The 22601-nt window shown below is 69.7% G+C and carries 16 protein-coding genes and 2 pseudogenes; 5 read left to right on the top strand and 13 right to left on the bottom strand.

The window, feature by feature from the left end:
• Nucleotides 1-69 precede the first annotated feature (69 nt).
• The 3 genes from OG329_RS01360 to OG329_RS01350 all read right to left on the bottom strand — a co-directional run bounded on the left by OG329_RS01360 (nt 70) and on the right by OG329_RS01350 (nt 4944).
• The gene (locus OG329_RS01360) at nt 70-3105 is read right to left on the bottom strand and encodes an alpha-mannosidase (protein WP_405791945.1); all 3036 of its coding nucleotides are present in this window, start codon (nt 3103-3105) and stop codon (nt 70-72) included.
• A gap of 70 nt (nt 3106-3175) precedes the next feature.
• A complete protein-coding gene (locus OG329_RS01355) occupies nt 3176-4285 on the bottom strand; it encodes a Gfo/Idh/MocA family protein (protein ID WP_405791943.1) in 1110 nt (369 codons plus the stop codon).
• On the bottom strand, nt 4270-4944 hold the full coding sequence (locus tag OG329_RS01350; protein ID WP_405791941.1) for a ThuA domain-containing protein: 675 nt from the start codon (nt 4942-4944) through the stop codon (nt 4270-4272). Before OG329_RS01350 ends, OG329_RS01355 begins: the two co-directional genes overlap by 16 nt.
• A 631-nt stretch (nt 4945-5575) precedes the next feature.
• Here OG329_RS01350 and OG329_RS01345 point away from each other — a divergent pair.
• Both OG329_RS01345 and OG329_RS01340 read left to right on the top strand, forming a co-directional pair.
• The gene (locus OG329_RS01345) at nt 5576-7387 is read left to right on the top strand and encodes a glycosyl hydrolase family 28-related protein (RefSeq protein ID WP_405791939.1); all 1812 of its coding nucleotides are present in this window, start codon (nt 5576-5578) and stop codon (nt 7385-7387) included.
• 205 nt (nt 7388-7592) lie between these two features.
• Entirely contained in the window at nt 7593-9101 is a 1509-nt protein-coding gene (locus OG329_RS01340) for an SMI1/KNR4 family protein (RefSeq protein ID WP_405791937.1), read from the top strand.
• A 57-nt stretch (nt 9102-9158) separates the two neighbouring features.
• Here the strand turns inward: OG329_RS01340 and OG329_RS01335 are convergent, their stop codons facing one another.
• Nucleotides 9159-9806 carry a nitroreductase family protein gene (locus OG329_RS01335; RefSeq protein ID WP_405791935.1) on the bottom strand — a complete coding sequence of 216 codons (648 nt, stop codon included), beginning with the start codon at nt 9804-9806 and terminating at the stop codon, nt 9159-9161.
• Nucleotides 9807-9867: 61 nt separating this feature from the next.
• On the bottom strand, nt 9868-11226 hold the full coding sequence (locus tag OG329_RS01330; RefSeq protein ID WP_405791933.1) for an MFS transporter: 1359 nt from the start codon (nt 11224-11226) through the stop codon (nt 9868-9870).
• A gap of 133 nt (nt 11227-11359) precedes the next feature.
• Between OG329_RS01330 and OG329_RS01325 the strand changes: the two genes are divergently transcribed.
• Nucleotides 11360-11824: a MarR family winged helix-turn-helix transcriptional regulator gene (locus OG329_RS01325; protein ID WP_405791931.1), complete on the top strand. Its 465-nt coding sequence runs from the start codon at nt 11360-11362 to the stop codon at nt 11822-11824.
• Nucleotides 11825-11963: 139 nt separating this feature from the next.
• Here the strand turns inward: OG329_RS01325 and OG329_RS01320 are convergent, their stop codons facing one another.
• From OG329_RS01320 to OG329_RS01295, 6 genes and pseudogenes are all read right to left on the bottom strand, one after another.
• On the bottom strand, nt 11964-12848 hold the full coding sequence (locus OG329_RS01320; protein ID WP_405791929.1) for a hypothetical protein: 885 nt from the start codon (nt 12846-12848) through the stop codon (nt 11964-11966).
• Nucleotides 12849-12858: 10 nt separating this feature from the next.
• Nucleotides 12859-14484, bottom strand: a complete 1626-nt coding sequence (locus tag OG329_RS01315) for an alkaline phosphatase D family protein (RefSeq protein WP_405791927.1) — start codon at nt 14482-14484, stop codon at nt 12859-12861.
• Between the two features lie 182 nt (nt 14485-14666).
• Nucleotides 14667-14837: a hypothetical protein gene (locus OG329_RS01310; protein WP_405791925.1), complete on the bottom strand. Its 171-nt coding sequence runs from the start codon at nt 14835-14837 to the stop codon at nt 14667-14669.
• Nucleotides 14838-14894: 57 nt separating this feature from the next.
• A pseudogene (locus OG329_RS01305) lies at nt 14895-14948 on the bottom strand (MarR family transcriptional regulator); the annotation flags it as partial.
• Between the two features lie 419 nt (nt 14949-15367).
• Entirely contained in the window at nt 15368-16969 is a 1602-nt protein-coding gene (locus OG329_RS01300; RefSeq protein WP_405791923.1) for an MFS transporter, read from the bottom strand.
• Between the two features lie 258 nt (nt 16970-17227).
• Nucleotides 17228-17425, bottom strand: a pseudogene (locus OG329_RS01295) (FAD-binding protein); the annotation flags it as partial.
• A gap of 90 nt (nt 17426-17515) precedes the next feature.
• Between OG329_RS01295 and OG329_RS01290 the strand changes: the two are divergent.
• Nucleotides 17516-18130 (top strand): helix-turn-helix domain-containing protein, encoded by a 615-nt coding sequence (locus OG329_RS01290; RefSeq protein WP_405791921.1) that lies wholly within the window; start codon nt 17516-17518, stop codon nt 18128-18130.
• A 131-nt stretch (nt 18131-18261) separates the two neighbouring features.
• Nucleotides 18262-19134: a class I SAM-dependent methyltransferase gene (locus OG329_RS01285; protein ID WP_405791919.1), complete on the top strand. Its 873-nt coding sequence runs from the start codon at nt 18262-18264 to the stop codon at nt 19132-19134.
• Nucleotides 19135-19359: 225 nt separating this feature from the next.
• On the opposite strand, the gene OG329_RS01280 is transcribed toward OG329_RS01285, so the two are convergent.
• Together OG329_RS01280 and OG329_RS01275 are read right to left on the bottom strand one after the other, a co-directional pair.
• A complete protein-coding gene (locus OG329_RS01280) occupies nt 19360-20883 on the bottom strand; it encodes an aldehyde dehydrogenase family protein (RefSeq protein ID WP_405791917.1) in 1524 nt (507 codons plus the stop codon).
• Nucleotides 20884-20991: 108 nt separating this feature from the next.
• Nucleotides 20992-22563, bottom strand: a complete 1572-nt coding sequence (locus OG329_RS01275; RefSeq protein WP_405791915.1) for a GMC family oxidoreductase — start codon at nt 22561-22563, stop codon at nt 20992-20994.
• Between the last annotated feature and the right edge of the window lie 38 nt (nt 22564-22601).

Raw genomic sequence — 22601 nt, 5'->3', positions numbered from 1 at the left:
TACTGACTGACATGTGCTGTTCTGTGGAGATACGCACGCTGATCGGCCGCCGTCCCGGGCGGCACCTCGTCAGACGCGTGGCAGGCGCAGGGTCACCATCTGGAACGGGCGCAGGGCGAGTACGACACCCCCGTCGGCGGTCGTCGGCGGCTCGGCGTCCGGGAGCGGGCGTTCGAGGAGATCCGTCAGTACGGCCCGGCCGGCGTCGAAGCCGTCGACACGCACGGTGGCGCGGGCCCGGCCCCCGTGTGCCTCGTAGAGGCGTACCACCAGGTCGCCGCCGCGGTCGTCGGCCAGCTTCACGGCGCTGACCACGACGTCGTCGTCGTCCACGCTCACCAGCGGCGCGACCGACGTGGCGGCGGCCCCGGTGACCCGGCGCTCGGGCAGGTTGACCCGGTGGCCCTCGCGGACGGCGTCGCCGATCGTCGCGCCCGGCACCAGCGCGTGCCGGAACCGGTGCGTGCCCTGGTCGGTCTCGGGATCCGGGTAGCGGGGGGCCCGCAGCAGCGACGCGCGCACGGTGGTCGTCGTACCCGCGTCGGGGCCGGTGCGTACGGCGCGGGTGACGTCATGGCCGTACGTGGCGTCGTTGACAACCGCGACACCCCAGCCCGGCTCGTCGACGTGCACGAATCGGTGGTTGCACGCCTCGAACTTGGCCCACTCCCAGCTCGTGTTCTGGTGGGTGGGCCGGTACACATGGCCGAACTGTGTCTCGGAGGCGTACCGATCGGCCTTCACGTCGAGCGGGAAGGCGAGCTTCAGGAAGCGCTCGGACTCGTGCCAGTCCACCTCGGTGTCGATGTCGAGCCGCTTGGTGTGCGTCGGGACCGACAGAAGCTGCGTGACCCGGGACGCCCCGAAGACCCGCTCGACACGTACCGAGCTGCCCTCGACGCTCAGCTCGGACACCTCGGTGAGGTCGCTGCCGACGTTGCGGTAGAAGGCGTCGACGTCCCACGCGTCCCACTGGTTGGGGAAGTCGGGGTGGAGCTGGAGAAGGTTGGCCGCCTGCCCGGGGGCGATCGCCTCCCGGTCGGCGGTGCGGTCGTACGCGGAGACCACGAGGCCGCGCGCGTCGATCTCGACCCGCAGCAGGCCGTTGTCGAGGACATACCCGCCGCCTTCGCGCGGGCCGGGCGGCACCGCGTCGCCGTGTGCGGCCGGGGTCGCCGCGCCTCCCGCCGGGACCGAACAGCGGTTGTGCGGAGCGGAGTTGAAGACAAGTTCGCCGCCGTCGGGCGCGGCACCGGCGAGCGCGCGCTGCGCGCCCGCGATGATCTCCTCCAGCTCCCCGGCGAGCCGCGCGTATGTCTCGCGGGCCTCGCGGTGCACCCAGGCGATCGACGAGCCGGGCAGGATGTCATGGAACTGGTGCAGGAGCACCGTCTTCCAGATCCGGTCCAACTCCTCGTAGGGATACGGCATATCGGTGCGCGCCGCCGCTGTGGCGGCCCACAGCTCCGCCTCGGTGAGAAGCGACTCGCTGCGCCGGTTGCCCCGCTTGGTCCCCGCCTGGCTGGTGAGCGTGGCGCGGTGCAGTTCGAGATACAACTCGCCCACCCACACGGGCGGTTCGGGGTATTCGGCCTCGGCCTTGGCGAAGAAGTCGGCCGGGGCCTCCCACTCGACCCGCGCCGCGCCCTCCAGACTGCGCATCCGCGCCGCCCTGGCGACCATCTCACGCGTGGTCCCACCCCCGCCGTCCCCGTAACCGGTCGGCGCGAGGGAGCGGGTGGCGACACCCTTCTCCTTGAAGTTACGTGCCGCGTGGGCGATCTGACGGCCCGTCATTTCGCAGTTGTACGAGTCGACCGGCGGGAAGTGGGTGAAGACGCGACTGCCGTCGATGCCCTCCCAGGAGAACGTGTGGTGCGGGAAGGAGTTGGTCCGGCTCCACGAGATCTTCTGGGTGAGCAGCCGGGTGGCACCGGCGGCCCTGATGATCTGCGGCAGACCCGCGGCGAAGCCGAAGGTGTCCGGCAGCCACGCCTCGTCGCTCTCGACGCCGAACTCTTCGAGGAAGAAACGTTTGCCGTGGACGAACTGGCGGGCCATCGCCTCGGACCCCGGCATGTTGGTGTCGGACTCCACCCACATCCCGCCGGCGGGCACGAACCTGCCGTCCGCGACGGCCTTCTTGACCCGGGCATACACCTCGGGCCGGTGCTCCTTGATCCAGGCGTACTGCTGGGCCTGCGACATGGTGAAGACGAAGTCCGGCTCCTCGTCGAGGAGCGCCGTCATGTTCGACGCCGTACGGGCCACCTTGCGCACCGTCTCGCGCAGCGGCCACAGCCAGGCGGAGTCGATATGGGCATGTCCGACGGCACTGATGCGGTGCGCGGCGGGCGACGCGGGGGCGGCCAGCACATCGGCGAGCGCGTCACGCGCCGCCTCGGCCGTGCCGTTCACGTCCTGGAGATCGACGGCGTCCAGGGCGCGGCCGATCGCGCGCAGGATCTCCCAGCGGCGCGCCCCGTCGACGGGCAGCTCCGCCATCAGCTCGCCGAGCACTTCCAGGTCCATGACCAGGTTCCACACCGTCTCGTCGAAGACGGCCAGCCGCATCTCGCCGAGCACGTACTGCGGCGCGTCGCCCGCCGTCGCCTTGTCGCCCATCGGCGTCGGCCGGAACGGCACCCCGCTGCCGTCGAGGTCGGGGTTGGACGCGGCCTCGATACGCCAGTGGACCCGCTCCCCACCGGCCACCGGTGAGCCGACCCGGACGTACGCGTTGCGCGGGTGGAGTCCCTTGACGGGGGTGCCGTCGGGCAGATGGACCAGGCCCTCGCACTGGAAACCCGGGGTCCGGGGGGTGAACCCGAGGTCGAGTACGGCCTCGACGGTACGGCCCGCCCACTCGGCGGGGACGGTGCCGGTCACCTTGAACCAACTGGTTCCCCACGGCCGGCCCCACGGTGTGCCGGGGGCGATGGGTGTGGTCGGTGCCGCCAGCCCCTCGGCCACGGGGACGGGTTCGTCCGCGGTGGACCATATCTCCACGGCCAGGGGGGTCGTGACGGGGTGGACAGCCGGCCTGATGCGTTCTCTGAGGACGCGCTCCAGACGTGCTTCGACCAGCTTCCGGTCGTCGTGCATGAAGGATGTCTCCTGATTGCTGGGAGCGTGTGCGGACGGTCGCGGGTGGCGCGGCCGGACGCGGTGTCGATCAGTGGGCGGACGCGTTCACCGGGGCGGGGCGCTCGCAGGTGCTGGTCACCGGGAGCGCGCGGCCCTGGTCCGCCGCGTCCATGAGCGTAAGCATGATGTCCAGGACGTGCGCGGCGAGTTCCGCCGACGCGCGGTGCGGACGCCCGTCCGACAGGGCCTCGGCCAGATCGGCGAGGCCGGTGCCGCGCCCGGCGCCCGGGTAGCCGGCGGAGGGGGGCAGGGCTTCCCAGCCGTCACCCCGGTGGATCTCCACCGCACCCTCGAAGTTGTTCGGGTCGGGCACGGACAGAGAGGCGTCGGTGCCGTGCACCTCGACGCGCGGCAGCCGCGCGGCGCGTACGTCGAAGCTCATGACGAGCGTGGACAGGGCGCCTGAGGCGTGTTCCAGCACGCCCGTGATGTGCGTGTCCACCTCCACCGGGAAGGTGTGCCCGGCTCGCGGACCGCTGCCGATGGTGCGCCGCGCACGCGGCCGGGAGGACGCTCCGGTCGCCCGGACCACCGGGCCCAGGAGGTGGACCAGGGCCGACAGGTAGTACGGCCCCATGTCGAGCAACGGCCCGCCACCCGGCCGGTAGTAGAACTCCGGGTCCGGGTGCCATCGCTCGTGGCCCGCGCCGGTCATGAAGGCGGTCGCCGCGACGGGCCTGCCGATCAGCCCGTCGTCCACCGCCTTGCGCGCGGTCTGGGTTCCGGTGCCGAGGACGGTGTCGGGCGCGCAGCCGACCCGCAGTCCCGTCTCGCGCGCCGCCGCCAGCACTGCGTCGGCCTCTTCGCGGTTGGCCGCGAGGGGCTTCTCGCCGTACACATGCTTGCCCGCACGCAGTGCCGCGAGGGCGACCTCCGCGTGCGCGGCCGGGATGGTGAGGTTGAGAACGGCGTCCACGTCGTCCCTGGCCACCAGGGCGGCCACGGACGGCAGTACGGCCACGTCCGCCCCGTCCTGTTCCCGCGCCTGTTCCGCGACGGCCCGCGCCCGGTCCTCGTCGAGGTCGGTGACGGCGGTCAGCCGTACGGAGTCAAGACTCCGTAGCGTGGAGAGGTAGGCGCCGCTGATCTTTCCCGCGCCCACGATGCCGATGTTCAAAGGCTTCAGCGGCTCGCCCACAGCAGTCCCCTCTCGGTCAGCGTGCGTACTTCCGGCACGTCGAAGTCGTCGGGCTTGTGCCCGATGGCCGAGACGAAGACCCGTCCCGCGCCGGAGGTCCTGGTCCACACGGCGGGCATCACCGCAGGCCGGTCGTGCAGTTCGTCCGGCGGGAAGGTGGTGGTGGCGAGGACGTCGTTGTGCGGGTCGGTCAGCACCCAGTACTGCTCGGTGTGCACGGTGAAGTCGCCGAGCCCCGCGATGACGGGGTGGTCGGCGCGCTCGGGCACCACACGCACGGTGTGGTCGTGGAAACCGGGCGGGTGCATCACGAACGTGCCGCCGGTCAGCAGGTGGTATCCGTGATCGTGGAAGGAGTCGATGATGCCGCCGTGCCAGCCCGCGAGACCGGTGCCCGCGCGCACCGCGGCGGCGAGATTGGCGCTCTGCTCCCGGGTGATGGTCCCCTGGGTCCAGCACTGGACGATCAGATCGGTGGCGGCCAGGCGCTCCGCGTCCTCGTACACCGCGAGATCTTCGGAGGTCTCGACAGTGAATCCCCGTTCCTCCAGGAACGGGACGAATCCGTCACTGATGGTCACGGGCTGATGCCCGTCCCATCCGCCGCGGACGACGAGTGCTCGCCGGTTGTCGCTGGTCAAGGTGATACGCGCTCCCATCGGCGCCGCACGGCAGGGTGCGGCGGTCGGGGTCGGGTGGGGTCGCCCGCGGGCCGGGCGAAGCAACTGTCCTGGCTCGGGAGAAGCGGCGGTCTCCGCTGGGGCCGAGTTGAACCGGCTGCCATGTGAACGTATGAACCGGCACCGAAGTTTGTCAATATGTTGGACGAACTCGGAATGAGACAGTGCACCGGCCCGCGCCTCGTAGCGAGTCGGAACGGGCGGCGTTCGCCGCGAAGCCCCGCCCCGCCGACGATGACCAGACGTTCGCCCAGATCTCCGGGAGCGGGCGCGATCGCCGATCGCGCCTGGTCCAGTGGCTGTACTGCCGAATCTCGTGGCGAATCACCGCTCCACGGGGTGTACCTCCGGCGCTTCACCTCGAAGCCTCGACACCCCCCAAGGCCCGCCCGCTGTGCCTATGTCGAGCTGTCAGATGTATTGACTAACGCAACTCGATGGATTTACATGACGGCGCGGCCGGGCCGTCAGTCGCACCTGCCCCCACCTCCCCGTCAAGTGCCCGGCGCGGCGGGCGACTTCGGCCCGGCCCGCTCGCAGCCCTTTGATCCCCCCGACATCAATTTCGAACCAGAGGTGACACATGCACCGAAGAGTCCGACGAGTCTCCATGTGGCTTTCCGGCATCGCGATGCTGGCCGCCGGCGCTCTGGTCTTCGTACCAGGCACCGAAGGTCACGCGGGAGCGGCGACGAGAGAAGGCGGAACGGGCGCTGACGCGAAGGCGGTTGCCGCGGCCGGCGCGACGACGCCCTTCGTGACGGTCGAAGCCGAGTCGGGAAAGCTCGGCGGTGGCGCGGCAGTTCGCTCCATCGGGCCGGGAGGGGCGGCACCGACCGCGGCCTCGTTGGAGAGCGAAGCCTCGGGCTACGCCTTCGTCGAGCTGAGCGGCGCCGGAAGTTCGGTGACGATACCGAACAACACGGGCAAGAACGCCAATACCCTCGTGGTCCGCGCCGCGATCCCCGACGCACCGGACGGCGGCGGCATCACCGCGTCGCTGAACCTCTATGTGAACGGAACGCTCCGCCAGGCGATCACGCTCAGCTCCCAGCAGGCGTGGAACTACCGCAACGCGACGACGAATCCGGACGACCCCCACGCGGGCGGGGAGGCCTACCACTTCTACAACGAATTCCCCGTCTGGGTCACAGGTGCTCCCATCGCTCCGGGCAGCACCATCACGCTCAAGAAGGACGCGGCCAACACCGCCGCCTTCTACGACATCGACTCCGTCGATCTGGAGAACGTCGGAGCCGCACTCGCCCAGCCGGCGAACTCGATCTCGGTCGTCAGCAACGGCGCGGATCCGAACTTCCAGAAGGATTCGACGGCCGCCATCCAGGACACGGTGAACGCCGCCCGGCAGCAGGGAAAGTCGGTGTGGATCCCGCGGGGCACGTATCTGACGAACAGCCTGGTCGCCAAGCCGCTGGACTTCACCGGCGTCAGCGTGAAGGGAGCCGGCATGTGGTACACCACGCTGTATCGCAAGGTCCCCCTTCCGGCGAACTCATGGCGCTCACAGATCCTGGTGGGCTCCGGCACCACACTCACCGACCTCCAGATCGATACGAACGCCGTCTGGCGCGGAGTCGGTGGCACCGGCGGCTCGGACTACGGAATCAACGCCAGCGGTGCCGGTGGCTGGCAGGTCGAACGGCTCTGGACGCGGCACATCGACGCCAACTGGCTGTCGGGCACGGGCGGCACCATTCGCGACAGCCGGACCGCCGACACCTACGGTGACGGGTACAACATCAACAACAGCAACACCAAGAACCCCGACAAACTCGGCCTCGACATCACGGTCCAGAACAACTTCGCACGGGGTACCGGCGACGACTCCTTCGCGGTGTACTCCGACTCCGGCGCCGCCGGGACCAACGGCCAGTTGAGCGGCGCGAAGATTCTCAACAACACGGCGATCGCGCCCTGGTGGGCCAACGGCCTGCGGATAGCCGGCGGGCGGGACATCGAGATGAAGAACAACCTGGTGAACAGTGTGTCGTCGAACAGCGCCCTGGACATCGGTGTGTTCGGCGACACGGGGCACCCCCTGGAGTCCGCGACGGTCAGCGGGAACGTCCTGCTCGGCGGTGGCGGCTGGAACGGCGTCCGGCACGGTGTACGGATCAGCTCTCCGTCGAGCACATCGCTGTATCCCGACGCCTACACGAACGTGACCATGACCGACAACGTCATGCGCGGAGCCCTCCGCGCGGGCCTGTACATCGACCGTACGCGCGTCACCGCGACCCTGAGGACCAACACGATCGACGGTCCGGCGACCCAGGGAATCTGGATCACCTCGGGAGTCACCGGCACCGGGAACTTCACGGGGAACACCGTGCGGAACCTCCGCCCGGGTCAGGTCGCGACCCGCAACGACTCGGCGTCCACGTTCAAGATCACCGGCTGAGCACCGGCTGCACCACTGCCCCACTGATCCGCTGCCCCGGCCTGCCGACCGGGGCAGCGGCCTGTTCACCGGAGCGCGTCTGACCGGCATCCGCTCCGGCCGGGTGCCGGTGTTGAGGGTCATGGACCTGGACTCGTTGTCGGTGGCTGACGCTGTAATGGGCCACACACAGGACGATGTGACCCGACCGGCGAAAGGGAGCCGCGTGACCAGCCCGCAGAATCCGGAAATCACCGCACTGTTGCGGCGCATGGCGCACAGCATGGCCAAGGGGGCACCCAAGGGGTGGCAGCGGGCGTCGATCAGCGCCCATGCCGACCGGCACGGCGCGGGCGGTCACGGAGCGGTCAACACTCTCGCCAACGGCAGGTCGCGCCCCGGACCCATGCGCACGCCCGAATACCTGACGCGAATTCTCGAGCTGGACGACACCGGTGCCGACGAGCTGACCATCGAACTCGTGGTATATCCCGACGGCCGGTTCGAGGCGATGACCAGCCGGGCGATCGTGCGGCAGCCGGGCGGGGCACCGGGAGAGGCGGGCCATGTCTACGTCCTGCGCCCCGACGTCCGGCCGCCCGACGCCGGTGATCTCCAGGCCGGCCCCACGGACCCGACGCAGGCGGGGGATCCGCAGGAGTCGGTGCGGCTGCTGTCGGCGTACCTGCGCGAGCGGGAGGAGATCTTCGAGCGAGGGCCGGGACTCCAGACGCTGCCTGTTCCCCGGTCGGCCGATGAGATCGGTTACGCCGAGCGGGAGTTGGGCGTACCGCTCCCGGACGACCTGCGCGCACTGTACGCCGTGGCCGACGGTGACGGCGGGGACGACGGTCTACGGCTCATCGACCGCCATATCTGGCTGGACCTGCCCCAAGTGGTCTCCCTGCACCACGCGGACCACTGGTGGGCGTCGGGCAACACCTGGAAGGACCACAGGCTCGGTTCGGTGCTCTCCGACGGCATGCCGCGCCCCACCGTGCGGTTGTCGGCCGACCGCCGCGGCTGGATCGTCTTCGCGCAGAGCACCGGTGGTGACTTCCTGGCGGTGGACATGGACCCGGCCGAGGGCGGGCGTCCGGGTCAAGTGATCCGGGTGGGGACGCACCACGACGACGGCCCCGTGTACGTGGCCGATTCGGTGACCGAGCTGCTGCGGCTGCACCTGGCGGCGCTGGAGCGAGGTGACTACCGATGTGACGTGGCCGCCGAGGACGGGGAGCTGCGGATCGAGACGGGGCTGCCCCGGCGCCACGTCGACACGGCCTGCCGGGACACCGCCGACGCTGGATCCGACGGCGCGGACGCGGCGGCGCGGGCTCCCGTACACCATGCGTACGTGACCTGCGGCGCGGAGCTGGCGCCGCTGGCCGGTCATCGCACACTGGCGGCCGTGACAGTGCGGCAGGCCGAGACGGCCGAGGCCATCTCCCTGGCCCCGCTGCGCGACTGCCCCCGGCTGTACGGGCTGGACCTGTCCCGGGCGAAGGTGAGGGACATCGAACTGCTCGCCGCGATACCGGGCCTCCGGTACCTGTCGATGCGCGAGGAGCAGTGGCACGAACTCGCCGAGTACGCCGGCCAACCCTCCGGCCTGGCCGCCGCTGTACTGGCCGACGCCTCCTCACCCGGGACACTTGCCGCGTGGGCGGCGAGCCTCGACGGCGACGGCGACGACATCCGCTCTTACACCGGCCGACTGCCGGACCACGCGTAGACCGGGTGGCCCGGGAGACCGGAGGGAGCCGTTCCCCGGGACGGGCTCAGTTCCCCACTACCACCGTTCCCAATGCAGGACCTGCTCCCGAGGAATCCGGCGGGCAGGCTGGAAGTCGGTGCCTAGGGTGAACGCCAGCGGGATGAAGGCGGCGAGCATCACCTCGTCGTAGGGCACTGCGAGCGCGTCGGCGAGTTCCCTTTCCAGCGGGCCCTGTGCCGTGGTCCACACGGTGCCCAGCCCGCGGGCACGGGCGGCGAGCATGAAGCTCCACACCGCCGGGAGGATGGACCCCCAGGTCATGGACTGGTCGAGTACGGAGGCGTCTTCCGTCCGGCCTTCGACGGCCGGGACGACGAAGGCGGGCACACGGTGGATGTTGTCGTGCAAGTGCCGCAGGCCGTCCGAGATCCGTTCCATCGAGCCGGGGTGGGCGAACATGCGCGGCAGGTCCCGCTCGGTCGGAGGCCGCCCGCCTCCGGTCGCCAGCGCGCGGCGGAAGATATCCCCGACGAGGCGGCGCCGGTCGGGGTCGGTGACGACGATGAAGTGCCAGCGCTGCCGGTTGCGCCCCGTCGGTGCCTGGGTGGCCAGATCGACGCACTCTTCGATCAGGGACCGTGGGACCGGGCGGTCCAGGTCGAGGCGTTTGCGCACCGCGCGGGTGGTGGACAGCAGTTGGTCGGGGGTCAGGTCCAGGGGCACAGGAGTCTCCTCGGATTCGGGTGCTGTCGGGTGATGCGGGGTGATGTTGTCGCGGCAGGACTCAGGCACGGACCTGGGTCTCATGGCTGTCGCGGGCGCGCAGGCCGAAGGCCGCGAAGGCGGCGCCGAGCAGCGAGAAGCAGCCGGCCACCAGGAAGGCGAACCGGTAGCCGTCGAGTTCTGGCCCGCCCATGGATATGAGCGAGGCCAGCAGGGCCACGCCGATTCCGGCTCCTATCTGTACGGACGACGTGATCAGACCGGAGGCCAGACCCTGCTGCTCGTCGGGCAGCCCGTGGACGGCGGCGATGTTGAGGCTGGGGAAGGACAGACCGTTGCCCACGCCGTGCACCAACAGCGCCGGCAGCAGTACCGCGACGTAATCGGCGGTGTCGCCGGCCCGCAGGAACAGCAGGATTCCGGCCCCCTGCATCAGCATTCCGACGGCGGCCGTCCGCCCCAGCCCCCACCGGCCGATCAATCGTCCGGCCAGGTTGGCGGCCACCACGATGGCCAGCCCCATGGGGGCGATGCCCAGGCCGGTCGCCAGAGCCCCGTAGTCCTGGACCTGCTGGAGATACAGGACGGCGGAGAACTGCCAGCCGATGGTCGCGCAGGCCCAGGCGAGCGCTGCGAGGTTGGCGGTGACCAGACCGCGTGACCGGAAGACATTCAGCGGGAGCAGCGGTAGCCGGTGCCGGCGCTCGATCAGCACGAAGGCGACCAGCAGCAGGGCCGCCGCCGCTCCGGCCGGCCAGGTGGTCTCGGTGAGCGCGTACACGAGCAGCAGCACTCCCGCCGTGATCGTGACCGCGCCGGCTCCGTCGAAGCCCCGGGCCGTGCCGCGCGAGCGGTCCACTCTCGGCAGCGCCATCGGCGCGAGGACCAGGACCAGCAGGGCGATCGGCACCGGGAAGAAGAACACCAGTCGCCAACTGACCTCGGTCAGCAGCCCGGAGGCGATGAGTCCGCCGCTGTATCCGGCGGCGCCGGCCAGGGCGTAGACGCCGAGTGCCCGGTTGCGCGGGGCGCCTTCGGTGAACGTCGTGGTGATGAGGGACAGGGCCGCCGGGGCGGTGAGCGCCGCGGCCAGCCCCTTGACCACTCGCGTGACGACCAGCGCCCATCCGTCCGAAAGCAGCCCGCCGACCAGGCTGGCCGCCGTGAAGACCGCCAAGGAGAGCAGGAACACGCGGCGACGGCCGAACAGATCCGCCAGACGGCCTCCCAGCAGCAGGAATCCGCCGTAGGCGACCGCGTATCCCGACACCAGCCACTGCAACATTCCCTCCGACAGCGACAGATCCCGCCCGATCGCGGGCAGGGCGACGCCCATCAGCGACAGGTCCATCGAGTCCAGGAACACCGCGGCGCAGAGCAGTACAAGCGCCATTCGCTTGCGTCCATCGGGTTTGTCCACGTCAGACCTCCATCAGTGCGCCAATGATTGGTACGCAGATAGTTGGCGAGCATACGATTCTGATGGTTGGCGGTCAAACAATCTGAGTGCAGATGATTACTGCTAGGCTGGCGACAGTCAGGAGGGAGACCGCATGCCATCCGCAACCACGGACAGCGCAAGCACCGACTACTTCCCCCGGCTCGCCGCGGAGCGCCTGGACGTCGCCCTGTGCCGGGCCTCAACTGCCGTCGCGCGGGCCGCGGATGCACGGGCCGGCGCGCTCGGGCTCGGTGTCGGCCAGCATCTGGTGCTGAAGATGCTCGCGGAGGTCGGCCCCTGCTCGCAGCGCGTCCTGAGCGACGAACTGCGCATCGACCGCACCGTGATGGTCGGCATCTGTGACGGCCTGGAACAGGCAGGCCATGTACGGCGTGAACGAAACGTGGCAGACCGCCGCGCGTACGCCGTCACCCTCACCGATTCCGGCCGGCGGCTTCTCGCCCAGGCTGAAGATGCCGTGCCCGAGTTCCTGGACGGGACCTTCCAAGCCCTCAGCGCTACGGAGCGTAAACAGCTCTCCGGCATCCTCGGCAAACTGCTGCGACCTCGTTCGTGACCGGATCCGTCGGCGCGTCGGCGGACTCGTTCAAAAACGCGGTCAGCCCCGGTACAGGACGTGTTCGTCTGTACCGGGGCGGGGTGGGGGGTGGGTGCGATGCCTTGGCCGACATGCCGTTGATCGTTGAGATGCCGTTCTACTGGGGGGCGTATGCCTCGACTTCGAGGAGGCGCGAGTAGTCGGCGCTGTTCGACGCGTACACCATGATCCGGATGGATTCGGTGGTGACCGGGTCGAAGGTGGTCACGATGCGGTCGAGGGTGTTGCCACGGTAGGAGCCCACCGTCACCCACTCGTCGCCGGACTTGGCCTGCACGTCGAAGTCCTTGATGCCTTGCCTGGCGGCCGGGTTCGTCGGGGTGGCGTAGGTGACGGTCTCGACGCGTCCGAGTTCGACCGGCTCCGGCCAGGTGACGGCCAGCCAGTCGGGGAAGGCGCCCTTGTCGGCGTCGTTCCATCCGGTCTTGGTCGACCAGTCGCGGTAGTCGGCGTTTCCGTCCACGGCGCCACAGGTCTTGAAGTTGCCGTGGGTGGAGGACGCGGTGGCCTGCTGACCGTAGGCCAGGTTGGTTCCCGGCGCGGGCTCGGGGACGGGCTCGACCGTCACGGGCACGACCACACGCTGCTTGCCGCTGGCCAGCTTCACGTCGTACGTCCCGGGGGCCGTTCCCCGCGGCACCCGGACGCCCACCGACCGGGTCACCGGCTGATCGGGGTCGGTGGCCGGCAGATACGTCGAGAAGATCGTGTCCGTGAGCTTGATCGGCGCGTCGGCGGCCATGGTCGCGTCGGCGAAGACCGCGTTCTTTCCGGTGTTGGTCAGGGTGACGCCGACCGCCGTGGGCAGACAGGGGAGTTCACTGGCGGTCAGGCTCGCGGGCGAGGCCGACAGGACGACGTCGGAGCCCGAGGGCTTCGACTGCGGGCGATCGCGAGCCACCGCCCGGCCGTCGGTACCGCCGACGGCGACGACGGTGGCGACGAAACCGATGGCGAGAGTCGTGACAAAGGTCTTCTTCACAGGGTGCTCCTCAAGCCTGCTGGACGGCGGCGACGCCGTTCTCGACGGCGAGTACGGTCCGGGTCGTCACGTTGCCGTCCGGGACGGTGACCTTGTCGCAGACGCGGAACTCGGACTGCCACAGCTCCGGGGTGATCTTGCAACTGACGTAGCCGCGCTGGAAGTTGCCGAACTTCAGGTGCGGGTTCTCCTCGAGGAGCACCTTGCCGCCGGCGTCGAGGTCCTGCCCGTCCAGGCCGGAGGTGATGGACGTCCCGACGAACTCGGTGGCCACCACCGGTGAGTCGGGGTCGTGGAAGTCGAGGGCGAGGTCGCCGGCGAGGCTGCGGTGGAGGTCACCGGCGAGGCTGACGACGTTCTTGACGCCGCGCGCCGCGATTCCGCCGAGAATACGGTCGCGGGAGGCGCTGTAGCCGTCCCAGGTGTCCATCGGAACCGCGATGTTCGGCCCGGAGACCGTGTCGAGCAGGGTGATGGCGGTCTGGTGGCCCAGGACGTTCCAGCGGGACTGCGAGTGGCCGAGCCCGTCCAGCAGCCAACGCTCCTGGGAGCTGCCCAGGATGGAGCGCGCCGGGTCCGCCGTCGCCTCGTTGGGGGCCTTGGTTCCGTCGCCGTTGGCCTGGTCGTCACGGTACTGGCGGGTGTCGAGCATGGAGAACTCCGCCAGGCGTCCGTAGCGCAGCCGCCGGTGCAACCGCATGTCCGGGCCCTGCGGCGCCTGCGGCGCGCGCAGCGGCATGTTCTCCCAGTAGGCGCGGAACGCGTTGGCCCTGCGGACCAGGAACTGGTCGGTCGGTGTGCTGCCGGCGTACGGGCCCGCCCAGTTGTCGACGACCTCGTGGTCGTCGAAGACGACGATCCACGGCGCGGAGTGGTGCGCGGCCTGAAGATCCGGGTCGAGCTTGTGGTACGCGTAACGCTGCCGGTAGTCGTCCAGGGTCACCGCCTGACGGGTGTTGTGCTCGTCGCCGTCGCCGGGACGGATACCCCGGTCGATGCCGAACTCGTAGATGTAGTCACCCAGGAACAGCACCACGTCGTGGTCACGGGCGGCCAGATCGCGGTGGGCGGTGTACCAGCCCTCCCAGATCGCCTGACAGGAGGCGAAGGCCATGGACAGGTGCGGTACGAGCTGGTCGGGGGCCGGAGCGGTCTTCGTCCGCCCCACCGGGCTGATGAACTTTCCGCTGCGGAAGCGGTAGAAGTACTCCCGCCACGGCTGTAGTCCGCGCACGTCCACATGGGCGCTGTGGCTGAACTCGGGGGAGACCCGCGTGGTGCCGCGCCGAGCGATGTGGCGGAAGCGCTCGTCGGTGGCCACCTCCCACCGCAAGGGATAGACCCGGCGGTCCATCCCGCCGAAGGGGGCGAGGGGATCGGGTGCGAGGCGGGTCCACAGCACGACGCTGTCGGGCAGCGGGTCGCCCGACGCGACGCCGAGGGTGAACGGGTCGTCCTTGGTCCGGGCCGCCGGAGCGGCCGACGCCGGCTGGATCCCGGGAAGCGCGCCGGAAAGGGCGAGGCCGGCGGCGGCGCCCGTGACGGTCAGGAATCTTCGGCGTGTCGCGCTGCTCAGGGCTTCGGGAAGAGATTGTTTGGATATCACCGCCGCACTCCAGCCCGAGTCGCTGTACATCAGTTGACCATCGGACTGACGGAACATGATCAATCGACCACGAGGACGTCGGACTCCGCCGACTCGGCCGGGACGGTGAACGCGGGGCCGCGTACGGCCCAACGGACGGCCTCGGTCGAGCATCTGACGGGGTGTCCGGGCCTCGGCCGAGGGCGGCGGCACCGGGATGAACAGGAGCGCCCTCAGTTGCCCCTGCCCGGCGCTGTCCTGGCGCCTTCGCTGTTGTGCTCTGTCCCCTGCTGGAGTGCGGCCACGCGGTGGAGCGTGGCCTTGAAGGCGTCGTACTCCTGCTTGCCCAGCGCCTTCGCGTGGCGCTCCTCGATCGTCCGCATGATGGAGGTGGCGGCATCCATCTGGAGCAGGCCGCGTCCGGTGGGGTGGATGAGTTTGGCCCGGCGATCCGCGGGGTCGGGTTTGCGTTCGACGTAACCCAGGCGTTCAAGGTCGTCGACAAGGGTGCTGATGACCTGCTTGTGCTGTCCGGAGATGCGTGCGAGTTCGCTCGCACGGATGCCGTCGGGTCGCAGGTGCGCGAGGCGAGGACGGCGCCGGCGCGGGGCTGGATGTCGTCGAAGCCCTGCTCAAGGTTCCACCCTCGAAGGAGCGGAAGACGATGAGCGAGCGCGGCAAGTTCCAGGAGTCGGTTACGCGGGAGAACGGCCGCCGTGGTGCTGGTCGACCATCAGGTGGGCCTCCTCTCCGACGTCCGGGACATCCCGGTCGGCGACCTGAAGCACAACGTGGTGGCGCTGGCTCGGGCGGCGACCGTGTTGGGCATCCCACTGGTCGTCACCACCACTGCGGCCGAGGGTCTGTGGGGGCCGACCACTCCCGAACTGGTCGAGGCGCTGGCGGACAACGCCGCCCCCGACTCCGGTGCCGTCTACGCCGCCCTCGACATGCCGTTCGCCGGGGCTGCCTTGTCATTGAGCCGGCGGGGCGCGGTGTGCTTCGGGCCGCGCAGGGCGACGTGGACGAGCAGGGCGGCCATGACGGCGGCGCCGATCCATATGGATTGCTGCCAGCCGTCGACGAAGGACTGCTGGGCGGCGTGGATCAGGTCCTGGGCGTGGCTGCCGGTCTCGGGCGCGACCTCGATGGCGTTGGCGATGCCTTCGCGTGCGCTGTCCGCGGCCCCGTCGGGGATGCCGTCGAGCTTGTCGTCGATGGCGCTGCGGTAGCCGCCGGCCAGGAGCGCGCCGAGCATCGCGACGCCGAGGGCGGTGCCGAGTTCGCGGGTGACGTCGTTGAGGGCGGAGGCAACCCCCTGCTTGGCGCGGGGCAGGGAGCTGGTGATGGCCTCGGTGGAGGGTGTCATCGACAGACCCATGCCGGTACCCATGGCGAGCATGCCGGCCAGGATGGACAGGTAGCCGCCGTCGACGGACACGAACAGCGCCATCAGGGCCAGTCCGAGCGTGGCCAGGGCGACGCCCACGGTCATGGTGGAGCGGGCGCCGATCTTGGCGGCCATCTTCGGGGCCAGGCCCGAGGCCATCATCATCATGACGGCCATCGGCATCATCGCCACCGTGGACAGCAGCCCCGACCAGCCGAGCACAGCCTGGAAGAACGGGAAGAGGACCACGGCGATACCTGCCTGGACGCCGAAGACGACCAACAGGGTGATCGAGCCGGAGGCCAGGCCGCGTTCCTGGAACAGGCGTACGTCCAGCAGCGAGGCGTCGCGGCGGTGCAGCTCCCAGGCAACGAAGGCGATGGCGGCGACGACGCCGACGGCCAGGCTGATCAGGGTGATGGGGGCTGTCCAGCCGCGCTCGGGGCCTTCCTGCAGGACGAAAATGAGACCGATCACGGCGATGGTGGAGACCAGAGCACCGATGGTGTCGAAGGAATGGGCGGCGCGTTCGCGGGAGTTGGGCACAGACTTCAGCGTCATCGCCAGCGCGACGACGACCAGGACCACGGGCAGCACGAACAGCCAGCGCCAGTCGGCGACGTCGACCAGCACGGCGGAGAGGAACATGCCCAGGATGCCGCCGCCTCCGGCGACACCGGTCCACACACCGATCGCCTTGCCCCGCTGCTCCTCGGGGAAGGTGGAGGTGATGACGGCCAGCGTGATCGGCATGATCATCGCGGCGCTGATACCGGCCGCCACACGCGCGACGATCATCACCCCGGCGGACGGAGCGAGTCCTGCCACGACCCCGGCGGCACCGAAGATGATAAGTCCGGTGATCAGCATGGGCTTTCGGCCCAGCCGGTCACCGATGGCGCCGAGCGGCAGCAGCAGCGCGGCCAGGGCGAGGGTGTAGATATTGATGATCCACAGGACGGTGGTCTGCGAGGCGTCGTACTCGATGGCCATGTGGGTCTGGGCGACGTTCAGCCCGGACACGGAGGCGATGACAGCCATCAGCGCGATCGAGACGGCGATCAGGATCGCGCGCATCTGACGCGCGTCGGGCGCATCCCCGCCGCTGACCGGCGCCGCCGCCTGAGCAGACTGATTGATACTCATGATTTCCTTCCGAAAAGGGCATGCGGAATCAGCGCCGGGACAGGTCCGGTCGCCAAGTCGGTGAGAGAGGGACTTGCTCACCGCGCGGACCGCCGGACGGCGGTCGCGCGGTTGTTCATCAGCGGGACTTACGCGTCAGCCGGTGGTCTTCTGTACGGCGGCGGCGGCGAGCGCGGCGTCGGTGTCCGCGACGGCCGGCACCGCGTTGATGTGGGACCCGGCCAGGGCTCCGGCCGCAGCGGAGGCACCGACCTGGGCGTCCAGGACGATGAAGCCGTGCGTGGCCGCCGCTGGGGCGTTGCGTGGAGTGCCGCTGTCGATGACGACGGCCGAGCGGCGCGAGCGGGCCGGCATCAGTGCGCGGTTCAGGCCCGCGGCGCCGCCGCCGATCACCACAACGTCCACGGTCACAGCGGGCAGCCTGTCGCTGTCGTAGCGGGAAGTCTGCGCAGACATGTCGCATCCTTTCGTCGTACATGGCCCCCGCTGGACCATCTGTCGTTCGACGTTAAACCCGCCTTGCATCAAGGGCATACCATGTTGCTCATGACGCAAGAAGATGGGCAGCTTGACAGCCTTGTACGCAAACGGATCCGCGCGCTGCGCGTCGCACAGGGTTGGTCCCTGGAGGAACTGGCCACCCGGGCCAACCTCAGCCAGTCCTCACTCAGCCGCATCGAGAACGGCCAACGCCGCCTCGCGCTGGACCAGCTCGTCACCCTCGCCCGCGCCCTGGACACCACCTTGGACCAGCTCGTGGAGAACGCCGCCGACGACGTCGTCATCAGCCCGATGATCGACGGCACCCACGGTCTGATGCGCTGGCCCATCAAGGGCGACCCAGGCATGAGCGTGATGCGTCAGAGGATGACCGACCCGCCGCCCGACAACCCGGCCCGCATGCGCGCCCACCCCGGCCGCGAATGGCTCGTCGTACTGTCCGGCACCGCCATCCTCATGCTCGGCCACCGGCGCTTTCGTATCGAGACCAATCAGGCCGCCGAGTTCCCCACCATGATGCCGCACGCCATCGGCGCCGCAGGCGGACCGTGCGAGATCATGGGCATCTTCGACCGCGACGCCCGCCGCAGCCACCAGAAGGACGCCGGCGCCGACGGCGCCGAAGCCGACCGCGGAGGCGCGCAGGGCCCTTGCGATTAGAGCGCGGCGACCGCGCCCGAGGTCCCCGCTCCGTGGGGCGCTCTTGCCTGGCGAGCAGCGCGCCGAGCCACCTTCTTGTGCATTCCGCAAGCAGCCGCGCTATCCACGCATGACCGTCTTACGGTGTCTCTATGACCGAAGCGCACCAGCACACCTCCCACCATGACGACTCACACGGCCACCACCAGTCGCACGACGACAGCGGCCAGGCGGAAATCCTTGACCTGGACGCCGAAGTACTCGCCGAGCACATCGCGTCCATCACCGCCTGGCTGCCGCTCAAGAGCGAGCCGCGACAGGTCGTGGACCTGGGCTGTGGCACCGGAGCGGGCACCTTCGCGCTCCTCGATCGGTTCCCCGAGGCACACGTCACCGCTGTCGACACGTCGGCCGGGCACCTCCAGCTCCTGCGCGAAAAGGCGTACGCCCGCGGCGTGCAGGAGCGCGTGCGCACCCTGCAAGCAGACCTCAACACCAACCACTGGCCCGACGTCGGCACACCGGACCTGGTGTGGGCCTCGGCCTCGATGCACCACATGGCCGACCCCGACCGCGCCCTCAGAAGCGTCCACGACCTGCTCGCTCCCGGCGGCCTCTTCGCCGTCGTCGAGCTCGCGGGCTTCCCCCGCTTCCTGCCCGCGGACGCCCCCGAGGACCGGCCCGGCCTCGAAGAACGCGCCCATGCCGCGACCGACAGCTTCCACGCCGAGCACGTCCCGCACCGCGGCGCCGACTGGGGCCCGATGCTCACCGCAGCCGGGTTCACCGTCCAGGACGAGCGCACCATCACCGTGAACATCGAAGCTGAGCGCGGCGAAGCGATCGGACGCTACGCCTACGGCAGCCTGCGACGCATCCGCGACGTCGCCGCACCCGCACTCAGCGCCGAGGACCTTGCCGCACTCGACAGGCTTCTCGACACGGACGGCCCGCACAGCATCCTGCGCCGCGACGATCTCGTCGTACGCACCGAGCGCTCCGTCTGGGCTGCCTACCGCGCCTGACGCCTCGGCGCCCCAGGGGTTGCCTGCCGCGCGGCCCGTCGTCCGAATTGCTCGCCTCGTACGCGATCACCCGGCACCAGTCCATGTCGATGAGGGGCGCCGCCATCCACAGCCAAGGCCACACGGGCGGTGCCCATCCCTCCGGTGCTCGTCCGAATGCCGCGCGCGGGCCACGGCGCCTGACCGGCATTCGCCCTGGTCAGGTGCCCTTCCCTTCCCTGGCGTCTAGAAGAAGCCCAGCTTCTTCGGCGAGTACGACACGAGGAGATTCTTCGTCTGCTGGTAGTGGTCCAGCATCATGCGGTGGTTCTCGCGGCCGATGCCCGACTGCTTGTAGCCGCCGAACGCCGCGTGTGCCGGATAGGCGTGGTAGCAGTTCGTCCAGACCCGGCCCGCCTGGATCGAGCGGCCCGCGCGGTACGCGGTGTTCATGTCGCGGGTCCAGACTCCCGCGCCGAGGCCGTACAGCGTGTCGTTCGCCGTCTTGATCGCGTCGTCGAAGTCGCTGAACGACGTCACCGCGAGCACCGGGCCGAAGATCTCCTCCTGGAAGACCCGCATCCGGTTGTCGCCCTCGAAGATCGTGGGCTGGACGTAGTAACCCCCGGCCAACTCGCCCTCGTACTCGATTCGCTGACCCCCCGTCAGGATCTTGGCGCCCTCCTGCTGACCGATGTCCAGATACGAAAGGATCTTCTGGAGCTGGTCGTTGGACGCCTGGGCGCCGATCATCGTGTCCGTGTCCAGGGGGTGGCCCGGCACGATCGCCTCGGTACGGGCGATGCCCGCCTCCAGGAACTCGCTGTAGTGCCCCCGCTGGATGAGCGCGCGCGAGGGACACGTACACACCTCGCCCTGGTTGAGGGCGAACATGGTGAAGCCCTCAAGTGCCTTGTCCCGGAAGTCGTCGTCCGAGGACGAGACGTCGTCGAAGAAGAGGTTCGGGCTCTTGCCGCCCAGTTCCAGCGTGACGGGCTTGATGTTCTCGGAGGCGTACTGCATGATCAGCCGCCCCGTCGTGGTCTCGCCCGTGAACGCGACCTTCGCCACCCGCGCGCTGGACGCGAGAGGTTTGCCCGCCTCGACGCCGAAGCCGTTGACGATGTTGACGACACCCGGCGGCAGCAGATCGGCGACCAGGCTCATCCAGTAGTGGATCGACGCCGGGGTCTGTTCGGCCGGTTTGATCACGACGGCGTTGCCCGCCGCCAGCGCGGGCGCCAGCTTCCATGTCGCCATCAGGATGGGGAAGTTCCACGGGATGATCTGCGCGACCACGCCCAGCGGTTCGTGGAAGTGGTACGCGACGGTGTCGTCGTCCAGCTCGCTCAGCGTGCCCTCCTGCGCCCGCAGCGCGCCCGCGAAGTAGCGGAAGTGGTCGATGGCGAGCGGGATGTCGGCGGCAAGCGTCTCGCGTACCGGCTTGCCGTTCTCCCAGGTCTCGGCGACGGCCAGCTCCTCCAGACGCGCCTCCATGCGGTCGGCGATCTTGTTGAGGATGTCCGCGCGTGTCGCGGCCGACGTCTTGCCCCACGCCGGCGCGGCGCCGTGGGCCGCGTCCAGCGCGCGTTCGACGTCGGCGGCGGTGCCTCGGGCGATCTCGGTGAAGGGGCGGCCGTTGACCGGGCTCGGGTTCTCGAAGTACTTGCCCTGGGCCGGCGGGACATACTCGCCGCCGATCCAGTGGTCGTAACGGGACTCGTACGAAACGATCGCGCCGTCGGTGCCCGGCGCTGCGTATCGGGTCATCTCTGTGGCCTCCCGGTGAGGGTGCCGCCCGCCTTTGGACGGCGCTCACCGCGAGGCTAGGAGCGCGGACGTTGCGACCAGGTTGCGTCCCGGCCGCCCGCGCTCGGCTCAGGTCGCCCTGATCATGTCCGCGCATTTCTCGCCGATCATCATCGTCGTGATGCACGGATTGACCGTCGGCAGGAACGGCATCACCGACGCGTCCGCCACCCTCAGCCCGGTCACGCCCTTCACCCGCAGCCACGGGTCGAGCGGCGAGTCGGCGTCGTCCACCGGACCCATCCGTACCGTGCCGGCCGGGTGGTAGACGGTGTTGTGCGTCTTACGGATGTAGTCCAGCAGCTCCCCGTCCGACCGGGTCTCGCGCCCCGGCGCCAGCTCCCGGCCCCGCCACCGGGCCATCGGTGCCTGCGCGGCGATCTCGCGGGCGAGCCGCAGTCCGTACGTCATCACCCGGATGTCGTGCTCGTGGGTGAAGTAGCGCGGATCGACCTTCGGCTTGTCCCTGAAGTCGCGCGATCGCAGCCGGATCGTGCCGCGGGACCGGGCGCGGGTGACGTTCGGCGTCAGGCAGAACGCGTTGTCGGTGGTCGGGTAGCCGCGCCGGTAGGTGTTCAGGTCGAAGGGCACCGAGCCGTAGTGGAACATCAGGTCGGGCCGGTCCAGTCCCGGCTCGGTGTCGACGAAGATCCCGATCTCCCACCACTGCGTGGAGCTGGTGACCATGGGCTGCTTCGCCTCCCACATCATTACGCCCTCCGGGTGGTCCTGGAGATGGGAGCCGACGCCGGGGGAGTCGACCCGTACGTCGACACCGCTCTCCCTCAGATGGCCGGCCGGGCCGATGCCCGACAGCATGAGCAGCTTCGGCGAGTCGATCGACCCGCAACTGACCACGACCTCACGGCGCGCGGAGACGGTGCCGCTGTGCACGGTGTCCGGCTCCAGGTACTCAACTCCCGTGCAGCGGGAGCGATCGGCGGTGTCGTCGAACAGCAGCCGCTTCGCCTGACGCCCCGTGCGCACCTCCAGATTGGGCCGCTTGCCGAGAATCGGGTGCAGATACGACACCGAGGCGGACGAACGCGTGCCGTCCGGCAGGGAGTTGATCTGGAACCAGTGCGCTCCCCGGCGCACCGTACGGCCCGTGTTGAACGGTGTGGTGGGGATTCCGGCGGCGGCACACGCCTCCAACAGGGCACTGCCGCACGGGTCGTCGGGCGGGATCGTCATGATGTTCACCGGGCCCGAGCGGCCGTGGTGGTCGCCGGGCGCGTCGTTGGTCTCCAGCCGCCGGTAGAGCGGGAAGCAGGCCGCCGCGCTCCAGCCGGTGCAGCCGAGGGCACCCCACTCGTCCAGATCCTCGGCGGGCGCCCAGAAGGCGATGCACGAGTTGTGCGAGGAGCAGCCGCCGAGGACCTTGGCGCGGGCGTGGCGCATGAAGTCGTTGCCGTTCTCCTGCGGTTCGACCGGGTAGTCCCAGTCGTAGCCGGACTCCAGCAGCGCCATCCACCGGTCGAGTCTCAGGATGCTGTCGTCGCCCACGTCCGAGGGGCCGGCTTCCAGTACGCACACGGTGACGCCGGGGTCCTCGGTCAGACGCGCCGCAACGACGGCGCCGGCCGTACCACCACCGACGACGACGTAGTCGAACTCGGGCGTGCGGTCTGCTGCGGACATCGCTTCTCCAGGTGCATGAAGTGCGGGAAGTGCGGGAA

Source organism: Streptomyces sp. NBC_01506 (genome assembly GCF_045040295.1).
Classification (GTDB): domain Bacteria; phylum Actinomycetota; class Actinomycetes; order Streptomycetales; family Streptomycetaceae; genus Streptomyces.
This window is presented reverse-complemented; position numbering and strand designations above follow the sequence as displayed.

Coding starts and splice junctions, on each gene's coding strand:
- OG329_RS01290 (WP_405791921.1), top strand. CDS start 17,516: ATGACGCAAGAAGATGGGCAGCTTGACAGCCTTGTACGCAAACGGATC.
- OG329_RS01280 (WP_405791917.1), bottom strand. CDS start 20,883: ATGACCCGATACGCAGCGCCGGGCACCGACGGCGCGATCGTTTCGTAC.
- OG329_RS01315 (WP_405791927.1), bottom strand. CDS start 14,484: ATGTACAGCGACTCGGGCTGGAGTGCGGCGGTGATATCCAAACAATCT.
- OG329_RS01345 (WP_405791939.1), top strand. CDS start 5,576: ATGTGGCTTTCCGGCATCGCGATGCTGGCCGCCGGCGCTCTGGTCTTC.
- OG329_RS01350 (WP_405791941.1), bottom strand. CDS start 4,944: ATGGGAGCGCGTATCACCTTGACCAGCGACAACCGGCGAGCACTCGTC.
- OG329_RS01275 (WP_405791915.1), bottom strand. CDS start 22,563: ATGTCCGCAGCAGACCGCACGCCCGAGTTCGACTACGTCGTCGTCGGT.
- OG329_RS01310 (WP_405791925.1), bottom strand. CDS start 14,837: ATGGATGCCGCCACCTCCATCATGCGGACGATCGAGGAGCGCCACGCG.
- OG329_RS01360 (WP_405791945.1), bottom strand. CDS start 3,105: ATGCACGACGACCGGAAGCTGGTCGAAGCACGTCTGGAGCGCGTCCTC.
- OG329_RS01300 (WP_405791923.1), bottom strand. CDS start 16,969: ATGAGTATCAATCAGTCTGCTCAGGCGGCGGCGCCGGTCAGCGGCGGG.
- OG329_RS01325 (WP_405791931.1), top strand. CDS start 11,360: ATGCCATCCGCAACCACGGACAGCGCAAGCACCGACTACTTCCCCCGG.
- OG329_RS01285 (WP_405791919.1), top strand. CDS start 18,262: ATGACCGAAGCGCACCAGCACACCTCCCACCATGACGACTCACACGGC.